At 60.4% G+C, this 12,713-nt stretch carries 13 protein-coding genes; 6 read left to right on the top strand and 7 right to left on the bottom strand.

Going from position 1 to position 12,713, the window contains the following annotated elements:
- Positions 1–40 precede the first annotated feature (40 nt).
- From N5D48_RS00650 to N5D48_RS00630, 5 genes are all read left to right on the top strand, one after another.
- The gene (locus tag N5D48_RS00650) at positions 41–565 is read left to right on the top strand and encodes a hypothetical protein (RefSeq protein WP_004573937.1); all 525 of its coding nucleotides are present in this window, start codon (positions 41–43) and stop codon (positions 563–565) included.
- A 97-nt stretch (positions 566–662) separates the two neighbouring features.
- A complete protein-coding gene (locus N5D48_RS00645; protein ID WP_279879944.1) occupies positions 663–956 on the top strand; it encodes a DUF6555 family protein in 294 nt (97 codons plus the stop codon).
- A 37-nt stretch (positions 957–993) separates the two neighbouring features.
- Positions 994–1,152 (top strand): hypothetical protein, encoded by a 159-nt coding sequence (locus tag N5D48_RS00640; RefSeq protein ID WP_279879941.1) that lies wholly within the window; start codon positions 994–996, stop codon positions 1,150–1,152.
- 39 nt (positions 1,153–1,191) lie between these two features.
- The gene (locus tag N5D48_RS00635) at positions 1,192–2,535 is read left to right on the top strand and encodes a cation:proton antiporter (RefSeq protein ID WP_279879938.1); all 1,344 of its coding nucleotides are present in this window, start codon (positions 1,192–1,194) and stop codon (positions 2,533–2,535) included.
- 175 nt (positions 2,536–2,710) lie between these two features.
- Positions 2,711–2,977 carry a hypothetical protein gene (locus N5D48_RS00630; RefSeq protein WP_279879936.1) on the top strand — a complete coding sequence of 89 codons (267 nt, stop codon included), beginning with the start codon at positions 2,711–2,713 and terminating at the stop codon, positions 2,975–2,977.
- Between the two features lie 70 nt (positions 2,978–3,047).
- Here N5D48_RS00630 and N5D48_RS00625 read toward each other — a convergent pair whose 3' ends face one another.
- Genes N5D48_RS00625 through N5D48_RS00615 form a run of 3 tightly spaced genes read right to left on the bottom strand, consistent with a single transcriptional unit; the run spans position 3,048 to position 5,855 of the window.
- Positions 3,048–4,373: an SDR family oxidoreductase gene (locus N5D48_RS00625; RefSeq protein ID WP_279879933.1), complete on the bottom strand. Its 1,326-nt coding sequence runs from the start codon at positions 4,371–4,373 to the stop codon at positions 3,048–3,050.
- Positions 4,374–4,405: 32 nt separating this feature from the next.
- Positions 4,406–4,639 carry a PLD nuclease N-terminal domain-containing protein gene (locus N5D48_RS00620; RefSeq protein ID WP_279879930.1) on the bottom strand — a complete coding sequence of 78 codons (234 nt, stop codon included), beginning with the start codon at positions 4,637–4,639 and terminating at the stop codon, positions 4,406–4,408.
- A 13-nt stretch (positions 4,640–4,652) separates the two neighbouring features.
- Complete coding sequence (locus N5D48_RS00615) at positions 4,653–5,855, bottom strand: glutathione-dependent formaldehyde dehydrogenase (protein WP_279879927.1); 1,203 nt, start codon at positions 5,853–5,855, stop codon at positions 4,653–4,655.
- Positions 5,856–6,616: 761 nt separating this feature from the next.
- Here N5D48_RS00615 and N5D48_RS00610 point away from each other — a divergent pair.
- On the top strand, positions 6,617–7,006 hold the full coding sequence (locus N5D48_RS00610; protein ID WP_279879924.1) for an NUDIX domain-containing protein: 390 nt from the start codon (positions 6,617–6,619) through the stop codon (positions 7,004–7,006).
- 15 nt (positions 7,007–7,021) lie between these two features.
- Here N5D48_RS00610 and N5D48_RS00605 read toward each other — a convergent pair whose 3' ends face one another.
- The 4 genes from N5D48_RS00605 to N5D48_RS00590 form a co-directional block, all read right to left on the bottom strand.
- Positions 7,022–9,220 (bottom strand): xanthine dehydrogenase family protein molybdopterin-binding subunit, encoded by a 2,199-nt coding sequence (locus tag N5D48_RS00605; protein ID WP_279879921.1) that lies wholly within the window; start codon positions 9,218–9,220, stop codon positions 7,022–7,024.
- Positions 9,217–10,218 (bottom strand): xanthine dehydrogenase family protein subunit M, encoded by a 1,002-nt coding sequence (locus tag N5D48_RS00600; protein WP_279879918.1) that lies wholly within the window; start codon positions 10,216–10,218, stop codon positions 9,217–9,219. The genes N5D48_RS00605 and N5D48_RS00600 overlap by 4 nt, the downstream gene beginning before the upstream one ends.
- Positions 10,215–10,742 carry a 2Fe-2S iron-sulfur cluster-binding protein gene (locus N5D48_RS00595; protein WP_279879915.1) on the bottom strand — a complete coding sequence of 176 codons (528 nt, stop codon included), beginning with the start codon at positions 10,740–10,742 and terminating at the stop codon, positions 10,215–10,217. Before N5D48_RS00595 ends, N5D48_RS00600 begins: the two co-directional genes overlap by 4 nt.
- Before the next feature lie 98 nt (positions 10,743–10,840).
- Positions 10,841–12,628, bottom strand: a complete 1,788-nt coding sequence (locus N5D48_RS00590) for a thiamine pyrophosphate-requiring protein (protein ID WP_279879912.1) — start codon at positions 12,626–12,628, stop codon at positions 10,841–10,843.
- Positions 12,629–12,713 lie beyond the last annotated feature (85 nt).

Raw genomic sequence — 12,713 nt, 5'->3', positions numbered from 1 at the left:
GCTCATCCCGTAGCTCGGAGCCCCATTCCCGGAGGAGCGAGTGCCTCGAATCATTACGCCAGCAACCCCTGAGCACGAGATCAGCGAACACAATGCCAGGATGTTCGGCTCTCCCAAGGAGCGTCTGGATTTTTACCGGCGTGAAATCCAGTACGAAACCAGCATCCTCGCCAACCGCACGGATGCCTACCTCGCGGCGCAGTCCTTTCTGGTCATCGCCTTCGTCTCCTCTATGGGAAATCTGAATCAAGGATGGGGCGAGATGTTCACCCTGATCGTACCGGCGTTCCTCGCCTTGCTCGGGGTACTGAGCTCACTCAACGCCTGGCCTGGCATCCGGGCGGCCTACAACATCATCGATCACTGGCAGCTCAAGCAAAGTCACCTGCTGCGCAGCGAGCCGTTGATGGGACTGGCTTACGATGAGTCGCCGCTGTTCTGCGAGGCGGAAACCTCGCGTGCAGGCCATCGGAAATCACTGCTGTTTTCGCTGCGCACACCGTGGATCTTTCTGGTGTTCTGGGTGCTCCTGGGTAGCTACTCGGTGTACATCCAACTCGCCTGACTGCCCGTGGCATGGGTTGGCTGCACATCCTGCCAATCCAATGGAATTATCTCTTCCAGACGTCGCTCAATAGCGTATGAACCAGGGAGCGTATCTTGTGCCAGCACTTCAATTGTTCGTAATCGAGTATGACCTTCACGGTGACCATCGGACGTTCATCATCCGCCTGGAAAAAATGGACAACGCCGGGGCTTGGCACTGGGCCAGTTGCGATGCCGGCGTTGGCATCATCCCAAGATTCAGTCAGCAGAAAATCAAGCTGGTCAGTCGACCGATGGCCGAGCGCTACGGCATCGCCAAGGTGAAGTGGCGGCTCGCCGGCGATGGCCCTGAATTCATAGCGCCACCTGTCGACGTCAAAAAGTTCTCGGGCGTTGCTGAAAGTACTTGAAGCTCTGCGCTCGATCCATTTGCCTGGAGGTATTGTCATGCAGCCGAAAACCGAAGGCTTCGAAGAAAAAGGGCCAAGCGATCTACCTTTCCTCAATGATCCCCAAAAGCCAACGTCGCCACCTTTGAATGACGCTGATGCCACGGAGGCAGCCGAAGCAGAGGAAGACATCCAGGATGACGGCGAATCCATTTAGCGGATGGCACTCGAAAACTTTCCCAAGGCTTCTGCGCAGATGACCTTCATCGTCTGGTTCGCCATGCTGGGCGCAGTATTGCTGCTGCTCGCACTCTCATCCGCCTACCTGCGCTGGATCCCTGTGACCTCGTCTGTAGTGTGCCTTGCCCTGGGTATCGGCCTGGGTACATCGGGGCTGGGTTTTCTTCAGCTGGATTTGAGCAAGTCGAGCGGCTGGATGGAGCACCTCACAGAGGTCGCGGTGTTGTTTTCGCTGTTCTTCAGTGGGTTGAAATTGCGCCTGCCCTTGCACAACCGCCGTTGGTGCAGCGCCTTTTTTCTAGCGGGGCCAGTGATGTTGATCTGCATCGGTGGGGTAACGCTGGTGCTGCACTACGGCCTGAACTTGGGGTGGGGCGTCTCGCTACTGATCGGGGCGATCCTCGCACCCACTGACCCCGTGCTCGCAACCCTGGTGCAGGTGGTTGATGCCCGGGACGATGATCTTGTCCGTTTCAGCTTGTCGGGTGAGGCAGGGCTCAACGACGGCGTGGCATTTCCCTTCGTCATGCTTGGACTGTTCCTGCAACAGGACAATGGCCAAGCCTGGTTCAGTGACTGGTTGCTCAAGGACCTGCTATGGGCAGTAACCGCAGGCATGCTGCTTGGTTATTGGATGGGCCGCGGCCTGGGAAAGCTCACGCTGTTCTTGCGTCTGCGCAACGACGACAGCACCGTCTCGCCCAACGACTATCTGGCCCTTGCCCTGATTGCGTTGGCATACGTGAGCGCCGAGTCGATACAGGCCTATGGATTCCTCGCGGTGTTCGCCGCGGGTCTGGGTTTACGGCAGGCGGAGGTTCAGACCGCCGATAGCCCAGAAGAGCCGGCTGCTGAACATCTGGTACAGCCTGTGGTAGGTCACCAGCACGTGGCGCCTGAGCTAGCCGTCAAAGGCGATGTGAAAGGGCTCGACGACTCGCAGGTCGCAGCGGGGATCATGTTGGGTGACATGCTGGCCTTCGGTAGCCTGATCGAGCGGGCAATGGAAGTATTTCTGGTGACCCTGCTCGGGGTGGTGCTCATTGAGCATTGGGATTGGCGGGCAGTGCTGGTTGCCGGCGCTTTGTTCTTTGTCATTCGCCCCATCAGCATCCTCTTGTTCCCGACTCGAGGAATGCTGGATATCCGCCAGCGCGGCCTTTTAGGGTGGTTTGGTATCCGAGGTATCGGCAGCTTCTATTACCTGTTCTATGCCCTGAATCATGGGCTGCTTCCCGCCTTGGCCCCGCAGAGCATCAACCTGGTGCTGTCAGTGGTGGCGTTGAGCATTGTGCTGCATGGGTTGAGTGTCCAGCCGCTCCTTGCCAGATACGAAGCGTGGAAGGAGAGGGTCTCCTGAGGGCTGTTCAACTTGAAAGCGCCAGGGCGGCAATTGCCCTCGCGCAGATGCCGACCCGTCAGCCACACCGGCGTTGTTAAGCGATCCTCTGGATGCATCAACGCCGCTGGCACAGCTTTACTGAACCTCTTGAATGTTCATGACTCAACCCTCCATCAGCGTGTGAGACTTACTGATGCGAACATTCGAGAAAAACCTCTCCGCCGACCAGTTGCTGAAGCTCAACTGTTTGGCAGCCTGGTACGGCGTGCTGGAAAGTCGGGCCTTGAGGATGGACTCGCCTGACGACTATCACGAGGAATTGCTTCGCCAGGCCGATGAGATGGATCGTCGAGGGATTATCTGCTGGCAGGAATGGCGCGATCTCCGCCTGGAGGCTGACGCTGCTTACTTGAGAGCGGTAGCAGGGGAGGACTATCTCCCGGTAAATCCTACGAGGTAGTCAGCAGAGTAGGGATCAAACGTGATCTCGCAATGAAACCACGCTCATTCCTCTGTAAGCAGAGCTCCCGCTAGCTATCCCTGCGTCGTGAATGTGTGAGTGTAAAGCCCACAAGGATTCCCAGCGCCGCTGCGCCGATCAGCAGCGGCGTTTTGTCTTTTGGCTTCCTCCAGCCTCCGTCGATACCCCTCCTGCCACTTGGCGGCTCAAAGAGGTTGCCTGATGATGCTTCGGCTATGGGGCTGCGATTTATCCCCCAGCGCGTCAGCCTTCCTGACAACAGAGGCAGGCTTGGCATCAGGTAGCTGGCCAGATGCGCGAGGCGCGCCGCAGTGCCAACCGTGGTGTGAGCTCGAGGCGAAATTGCGCAGGCCACCATAGCCTTTGCCACCCTTTCGGGGTCGTAAATGGGGCCTGGTGGTGTCAACGCATGTCCGGTGTAGTTGCCTGCGTCTCGCAAGCCTGGTGTGTCCATGACTGCTGGATAGATGTCGCACACATGGATGTCGGGAAATTCAGTCAATTCGCCCCGTAATGCCTCGGTCAGTCCACGCAAGCCGAACTTGCTCGCCGAATACGCGGCGGCATAGGGTTGGGCTACCCAGCTGCCCAGCGACAGCGTGTTGATCAGAATGCCGCTGCCCTGCGCCTTGAAGAAGGGAAGGGCGACGTAGGCGCTTCGCAGATATCCGATCAGGTCGGTCTGGATGACCTGTTCGTGTGCCTCCAGTGGAGTGTCTTCGAAGTGGCCGACCGCGCCAACTCCGGCGTTGTTGACCCAAACATCGATTCGGCCATGGCCAAATTCGGCGGCCTGCGCCGCCAGCGCTTGAACCTGGTCGCTGTGGGTGACGTCAGTCGTGATCGCTATGGCATCCGTACCGCAATCGGTGCATTCATCCAGAACATCGAACAACGCCTCTTCGTCGCGTGCGGCGAGTACCAGGCGAGCACCTTTGCAGGCAAACGCATGCGCGGCGGCTCGGCCTATACCGCTGGACGCGCCAGTGATCACCACAACCTTGCCGCGCAGAGGCCCTCTGACCGAAGCGGCACTGTCGGACGCTTGTCGTTCTGTACCCGAGGCACGGTGGTCAAGAGGGGCAACGGTTTCGCTGGCCTCGATCCGCGAGAGTTCGAGCGTGGTGCCATCGACCAGGGTCAACGTCAGCCCTTCGATCGTGCCTGCCTCTCGGTTTGCAAAAACGGGTTCACCTTTGGCATCTAGGCTGTCGTAGATGAAGCGTGTACCGTCAAGCCAGCCCACGGCGGTGAGCAGTTCAGGGCCCAGATAATACTTCCCGTCTTTAAAGAAGCCTGGAAACTGATGAGCGCGCTCCACGTTCTCCACGCGATAGCGTTCGCCTGATTTCATGCCTGTCGTTTGATCGATCATGTTGAAACCCCTGTAAGTGGCGCTCGGAAATGTCAGCCTTTGCTGTGCTCGTCGGAAGTGGGCCCGGTTCCTCGTTTGATGCCGCGCGGGCCAGCAACGCCCCAGATCCCCAGGCCAACCAGCGGTAGCGCCACGATCAGCAGGGCCCAAGCCGCTTTGAGTGCATCTGATTTGTCGCTTCTGAAGACGCTGACGATGGCCCACAGATCAATGAGTAAAAGGATTGCCGCCACGGCAATCCAGAAGTAGCTGGCGAGACCGTTCATGACTTGGCTTCCTCTATACGTAGTCGGGGCACAGGGTGCCGGGTGCCGCGCCTGGCACGAGGATGACCTTGCGGCAGTTGTCCTGCTTCTGATCGAACATCTTGTAGCCCATGGCCGCTTCTTCGAGGGCCAGGCGGTGAGTGACGATCAATTCCGGTTGCAGACGTCCCGCTTCGATGTGTTCCAGCAGTTCAGGCAGGTATTTCTGGACATGGGTCTGGCCCATCTTGAAGGTAAGGCCCTTGTCGAACGCGTCGCCGAACATGAACCCGTGAATGAAGCCCGCGTATACACCGGGGACACTCACGATGCCGCCACGCCGCACGGCAGCAATGCTCTGGCGCAATGCTTTGCCACTGCTGCCTTCAATTCTCAGCGCCGTCATCACCGTTTCGGCAGTGCTGCCCTTGGCCTCGAAACCGACCGCGTCGATCACCGCATCGACCCCGCGCATGCCGGGTGTCTGGCGGATGATGCTGTCGGCTGGATCGTCGTCCTGCTCGAAATTGATCGGTATGACGCCATAAGACTCGCGGGCGTAGGCCAGGCGGTAATCGTTGTCATCGACCATGAAGATGGTCTGAGCGCCGAGCATTCGCGCACAGGCGGCGCTCAGCAAGCCCACCGGCCCCGCGCCATAGATCGCCAGCGATGAACCCTGGCCAATATCGGCATTGATGACCGCCTGCCAAGCGGTGGGCAGAATGTCCGAGAGGAACAGCACCTTGTCATCGGCCAGGTCGGTGGGGACTTTGAACGGGCCGACGTTACCCTTGGGCACCCTCACGTAATCCGCTTGGCCGCCAGGGATACCGCCATAGAGATGGCTGTATCCGAACAAAGCGGCGCCCGGTGGAATGGCCTTCTTGTTGATGATCGAGCCACGACCTGTGTTGGTGGTTTCGCAGGCAGCGAACAGATCGTGCTGACAGAAGAAGCAGCTGCCGCAAGCGATCACAAAGGGAATCACCACGCGGTCGCCGATCTGGAGATTGGTGACCGCATTCCCGGTGTCCTCGACGATGCCCATGAATTCATGGCCGAAGATATCGCCGGCTTCGGTTTCTGGGATTTTGCCTCGGTAGAGGTGCAAGTCGGAGCCGCAAATGGCTGTGGCGGTGACCTTGAGGATGATGTCGTCTTCTTGCTCGATGATGGGATCAGGAACGTTATCGACCCTGACGTCGTGTGCTCCGTGGTAGGTCAGTGCTCTCATGAATGTCAGCTCCTGCAGCCGCGTATTTTCGTGATCGGTATGCAGGGGAAGCCATGGCGGACAGTAAAGTTCAGACCAAAAAGTCTGGCGGTACTGATTTGCTGCAGCCCCGAAAATTGCCTGAACCATTCAGACCACCGTGGTATCTGAACAATTAGTTTGGGGGTTCCTGGACGTGTCGATGGGCACCCCCTATTACCCGCTCTTGCGAAAACCTTGCAGCGGGAAGCAACCGATCGCGGGCTTCAACCGTTCCTCAGCGTCGGCTGATTCCTAACCAATACCAAAGACATAGGGTGGGTGGCATGCGCATACGTGGTGATGTTTTTTGGGCGTGGGCTGACCCTGCGCTTCCCCACCGTGGTCATGATGAAACGCTGGACGACGGTACCGCTATAGAAGTCCAGACCAGGTTGTCCCGAACCGGAGCCACGCAGGTGTTTATCGGGGTTTATGTCGTCAGTGGGATGCCCCTTCACGAAGAGGCATTTGATGCCATGCCGGGCGAATCAATGACGCGTGCACTGGCTTGGGGGGATAGGACGGGCTAAAAGCATTGCCACTGGGCCGAATACGTAAGCCATTAACCGCCTGCCATTGAGTACGATGGGCGGGTAGGTCACGCAGAGCGGCTCTGCACACTTCGGCATGGATAACTTGAACGTTGTCACCGTTATGCCGGTCATCTAACGGACACACGGGCGATTCACTCTCGGCAAGAAACTTGCCGGATCCAGGCCAGCCAACTTCAAAGGCAGCGCATGAAGGCAATGGACACTGCAACAGCCAAACGCAAAGGCATCAAGCTGCGCGCCACCATCATCTACCGCAAGGATGGAGAGGTTTTGTTCGTTCGCAAGCGCAACGCCAAGTGGAACCTGCCGGGCGGACGTGTGGAGCGGAACGAAACGCCGCTTGAGGCGGCTATGCGGGAGATGGCTGAGGAAACTGGCCTCGCATTCGACGAGCTTCGTTACCTCACGATGTACCGGAAGGACAAGGTCATCCATTATCTGTTCGAAGCCCGAAAGGCAGACGATAAGCCACGCCCTCGAAACGAGATCGAGGCTTGCCGTTGGATCAAGGCGAGGGATGTGTCGAAGTGCCGAGTAAGGCGCCCGATCAAGAGCATCCTGAAACGCTGCGCTTGATCATCCCATGCCATATCACAGCACTTTGTCGAGCGTGATTGGAAACTCCCTTACACGCTTGCCCGTGGCATGGTAGACCGCGTTGGCCACCGCAGCGGCCACTCCGACAACGCCGATTTCGCCCACGCCCTTGGAGCCGAGTTCATTGACAATGTCGTCGTGCTCCTCAACGAAGATCACTTCGATATCCCCGCAGTCTGCGTTGACCGGGATGTGGTACTCCGCAAGATTATGATTGATGATGCGGCCTAGCCGATGGTCGGTCAACGCTGCTTCGTGCAGGGCCATGCCCACCCCCCAGACCACGCCCCCCAGGATCTGGCTGCGTGCGGTTTTCGGGTTGATCACACGTCCTGCCGCCACAGCGCTGACCACCCGGGCTACCTTGATCGTGCCAAGGTCCTCGTCGACGTGGACTTCCACGAATACCGCCGAATGGGTGGCGGTGGAGAACGGCTGGCGCCTGGCGCCGGGCTCTGCGTCGATCTGCACTTCGAATTTACCGTCGGGGGCGCTCGCCACGATGTCCGCCAAGGCCCAGCGATGGCTGCCCGCGTGCAGGTAGCCATCGATGAAAGAAATCTGCTGCCGGGGTGTGTTGGCCACCTGGGGGTACATTTTGCGCGCATGTTCCAGCACCCGGGTGCGCAGGACATGGCAGGCTTGGCGCACGGCCGAGCCCACCGACGACACCGTGAACGATCCGCCCTGAAGCGGGGCGGTGGGCAGTGAGGAGTCACCCAGCATGAAGGTGACATCCTGCACCTTGACGCCAGCTGCGTCGGCGGCGATCTGAGTCATGACCGTATAAGTGCCGGTTCCGATATCGGTGGTGGCACTGCTGACGGTGAGTTTACCTTGGCTATCGATGCGCGCTTTGGCGCTGGCCTTCATCTGCATGGCTTCCCAGACGCCGCCAGCCATCCCCCAGCCGATCAACCGTTTGCCACTGCGCATGCTGCGCGGTTGCGGATTGCGGCCCTGCCAGCCAAAGCGTTCGGCACCTTGCTGATAGCACGCCAGTAACTCCTTGCTGGAGTAAGGCTTGCCCTCGTTGGCATTGTTGTCGGTGAAATTGCGGCGGCGCAGGTCTACCGGGTCGATCTGCGCTGCACAGGCGAGCTCATCCATCGCGCATTCCAGTGCAATCATCCCGGACGCGGCCCCAGGCGCCCGCATGTCCAGCGGGGTGTAGACATCGAGCGAGGCCAGGCGATAACTGAGCGCCACGTTGTCGCACTGGTAAAGCATGCCGCTCCATTCCACCAGGTGCTCGGTGAAGTCCTCGAAGCGGGAGGTCTGGCCAAGCGCATCGTGAGCGATCGCCAGCAAGCGCCCGTTTGTGTCTGCACCCAGGCGCAAACGTTGCTCGGTGCGGGGTCGGTAACCAAAGGTGAACATCTGCTGGCGGGTCAGGGTCACGCGCACCGAGCGCTTGAGGTGCAACGCCGCCAGCACTGCCAGCGGCAACTGGTACTGCGGGCGCAAGCCCGAGCCGAAGGCGCCGCCGACGAATGCCGCCCGCACACGAATGTTTGCCTTGGGCAGGCCGAACACCTTGTGCAGGTAGTCCTGGCAGTTCTGCGTGCCTTGGGTCTTGTCGTGGATTTCCAGGGTGCCGTCGGGCTTGTAGTGAACGGTCGACGCATGGGGCTCCATCGGGTTGTGGTGTTCGTTGGCCGTCAGATACGTGGCATCCACCTGTACCGGCGCCTCGGCAAACTGCCCGGCGAAGTCGCCACGCGGCGCCGGTGTTTCGGCGGGTGCGGCATGCGATTGTTGGCATGCGCCCAGGTCTGTCTGGTGAGCCTTCTCGGCATATTTGATTTTGATCAGCGAGCCTGCATAGCGGGCCAGTTCGAGGGTTTCGGCGATCACCAGCGCCAACGGTTGCCCACTGTACAGCACTCGATCATTGAACAAGGGCCGAAAAGGCGCCCCCTCGGCAGAGTCGGCATCGCTGTAGTCGTCGTCATAACTGGATATAGGCGGACGATGGCCATGGTCGAGCACGGCGATTACCCCGGGCACGCACATGGCCTGCGTACTGTCGATGTCGAGTACCCGACCGCGGGCAATGGTACTGGACACGACGCTGCCGTGTAGCAGGCCCGCCTGGGGATATTCGCCCGCATAGCGGGCCTGCCCGGTGACTTTCGCCACACCGTCCACGCGGTCCAGGGGCGTGCCGACTACTGGTGTGCTGTTGATCATGGTCGTAGCCTCCCGTTGGCGGCACCGCGCGCCGCGTCATCCAATGCCCGCACGATTGCTCGCTGAGCGAGCGTTACCTTGAAGCCGTTGTGGCTCAGGGGTTGTGCACCTTGCAGCATCGTTTGTGCAGCGCGGGTGAAGAGCGCTTCAGAAGGCACCTGGCCGGCCAGCATGCACTCCACAACCGAATCCCGCCACGGCTTGTGGGCTACGCCGCCCAGTGCCAGGCGCGCCTGCTGGATCACATCGCCATCGAAGTTCAAGGCTGCAGCGACTGACACCAGCGCGAACGCGTAGGAGGCGCGGTCGCGTATTTTCAGATAACGGTAATGGTGTTCGAACAGCGGGGGCGGCAGTTCGATGCCTGTTACCAGCTCATTGAATGCCAGTTGATTGTCGCGCTCGGGGGTGTCCCCGGGCAGTCGATGGAAATCCGCGAAAGGTATCTGCCGTTCGCCGGACGGCCCCTGTACGTGGACCACGGCTTCAAGCGCTGCCAATGCCACGCACATGTCCGAGGGATGGATCGCGACACAGGCGTCGCTGGCACCGAGAATGGCATGGATGCGGTTCATGCCTGCACGCGCAGGGCATCCGCTTCCCGGTTCGCGCTTGTTGCACGGGGTGCCGGTGTCGTAGAAATAGTAGCAGCGGGTACGTTGCAACAAGTTGCCACCGGTACTGGCCATGTTCCTCAACTGCGGCGATGCCCCAGCCAGGATCGCGTCTGACAGGAGTGGATAATGCTGCTCGATCATCGAGTGCCAGGCCAGGTCGGCATTGCTCACCCGTGCACCGATCAATACGCCGCCGCCGGGGGTGGAGTGAATACCGTCCAGCCCAAGGCCGGAGATGTCGATCAGGCGCTCTGGGCGCACCACGTTTTCCTTCATAAGGTCGACCAGGTTGGTGCCCCCGGCGATGAAGTGCGAGCAGGCGTCAGCCAGGTTCACCGCTTCGCTGACCGAGGCGGGCTTGTGGTAGCTGAAGGGCGTCATGGAGTCTGCCCTCGTTGCGGCTGGGCCCCGTCGGTCATCAACGGTAAGGCTTCTTCCACTGCTGCGACGATGTTGCCGTAGGCGCCACAGCGGCAAAGATTGCCGCTCATCTGCTCGCGAATGGCCTCGCGGGTGTCGGCATGTCCCTCGTAAACCAGCCCCACCGCAGAGCAGATCTGCCCCGGGGTGCAGTAACCGCACTGGAACGCATCGTGGGTGATGAAGGCGCGCTGCATCGGGTGCAAAACGTCGCCGCTGGCCAGCCCTTCGATGGTCACCAGGTCGGCCCCGTCGCACATGATGGCCAAGGTCAGGCAGGCATTGATGCGCTTGCCATCGCGCAGCACCGTGCAGGCGCCGCACTGGCCATGGTCGCAACCTTTCTTGGTGCCGACCAGGTCCAGTTGCTCACGCAGCAGGTCAAGCAAGGTGACCCAGGGATGCACTTGCAGGGTTCGGGGCTGACCATTGAGGGTCAGGCAAATGGGGTGCTGTGCAGCCCCGTTGTAAGCGATCGCGCTCATGGTAGGTCCTCACGGTCAGGGTTTGCGCAGTCTGCTGCGTCTGTGTTTTGCGACCGGGCCGGCTGATCAAACGTTCAGCCGGCTCGCCGAGGTGCCTGTCACTTCTTGCCAGGCAGCACCGAGCCGAGCACCTGCTTGGCTGTTTGCATGATGATGCCCGCCTGGTCGGGGTCGCCCTTGAGCAAGCTGCTGGCAAACTTCTTTGCCTGTTCCAGCTTGATGTGGGGTGGCAGGGGCGGCACGTTCGGGTCGGTCTTGAACTCGAGCAGTACTGGCCGATCAGCAGCCAGCGCACGCTCCCACGCAGCGGCAACGTCCTCTTCGCGATCTACGTAGATACCTTGCAGGCCAATGGAAATGGCAAACAGATGGTAGGGCACGTCAGGGATCGACTGCGAAGCTTCGAACTTGGGGTCGCCCTCCATGACCCGTTGCTCCCAGGTTACTTGGTTGAGGTCTTCATTGTTGAACACGGCACAGATCCATTGCGGGTTGTCCCACTGCTGCCAGTATTTGGCCACGGTGATCAGTTCGGCGAGGTTGTTCATCTGCATCGCCCCATCGCCCACCAAAGCAACTACAGCCCGTTGCGGGTGGGCGAATTTGGCTGCAATCGCATAGGGCACGGCGGCGCCCATGCAGGCCAGGCCGCCGGACAGCGAGCACTGCATCCCCTGGCGAATCTGCAGGTCGCGGGCAAACCAGTTGGCACAGGAGCCGGAGTCGCTGGTGATGATGGCGTGGTCGGGCAGGCGAGGGGAAAGCTCATGGACCACGCGTTGCGGGTTGATCGGGTCGGCCTTGACCAGGGCGCGCTTGGCCACGGTCTTGTCCCACTGTGCACGCCAGGTTTCTACCTTGTCGCGCCAGCGTCGGTCGGTCTTGTGGTCAAGTAACGGCAACAGTGCGTGCAATGTTTCGCTGGCGTCGCCGACGAGGTTGACCTCCATCGGGTAGCGCAGGCTTAGCATGTCGGGTTGCAGGTCGATCTGCACGCCTCGTGCCTGGCCTTCCTTGGGTAGAAACTCGGAATAGGGAAAGCCGGAGCCGATCATCAGCAGGGTGTCGCATTCGCTCATCAGCTGATAACTGGGCTCGGTGCCGAGCAGGCCGATCGACCCAGTGACCCATGGGAGGTCGTCCGGCAGCACCGCCTTACCCAGCAGCGCTTTGGCCACCCCGGCGCCAAGTGTTTCGGCAATTGCAATGACCTGCTCTGTCGCCTGCAGCGCGCCGGCACCCACCAGTATCGCCACCTTGCGACCGGCGTTCAGTAGTTCGGCCGCGCGCTGCAAGTCCTCCTCGAAGGGCAGCACCCTGGGCTTGCTGAAGCCCATGCCGGAATGCACCGTACCGTGGGCCTTGGGTGGTTCGTTGTAGGGTAGGTCCTGCAAGTCGTTGGGCAGGATGATGGCGGTGACGCGGCGTTCGCCGACGGCGGTGCGCACCGCACGGTCGAGCAGATGGCGTACCTGCTCCGGCGTCGATGCCTGCTGGACGAACGCACCGGCGACGTCCTTGAACATCGACAGCAGGTCCAGTTCCTGCTGGTAGTGCCCACCCAGTGCCGCACGGGCCTGCTGACCGACGATGGCCAGCACCGGCTGGTGGTCCATGCGTGCATCGTACAGGCCGGTAAGCAAGTGCGAGGCGCCCGGGCCGGAGGTGGCCATGCACACACCGAGCTCGCCTGTGAACTTGGCATGGGCGCTGGCCATGAAGGCGGCCATCTCCTCATGGCGGGCCTGGATGAACTCTATCTTGCCTTTGGCCCGGCTCAGCGCGCCGAATACACCATTGATGCCGTCGCCAGGGTAACCGAAGATGCGCCGTACGCCCCATTGATACAAACGCTCTACCAGAAAGTCGCCTACCGTGCCGGTCATTGCCTGCTCCCGTTCTGTTATCGATAGGCGTCTGGACTTGGCACGTGCCGGTAAAGTTTCAACGGTATGTGCACCCGTCTGCCGG

Source organism: Pseudomonas sp. GD03858 (genome assembly GCF_029840925.1).
In the GTDB taxonomy this organism is placed as follows: Bacteria; Pseudomonadota; Gammaproteobacteria; order Pseudomonadales; family Pseudomonadaceae; genus Aquipseudomonas.
Note: the sequence above shows the minus strand (reverse complement) of the source record. Positions and strands in the feature narration are given on the sequence as shown.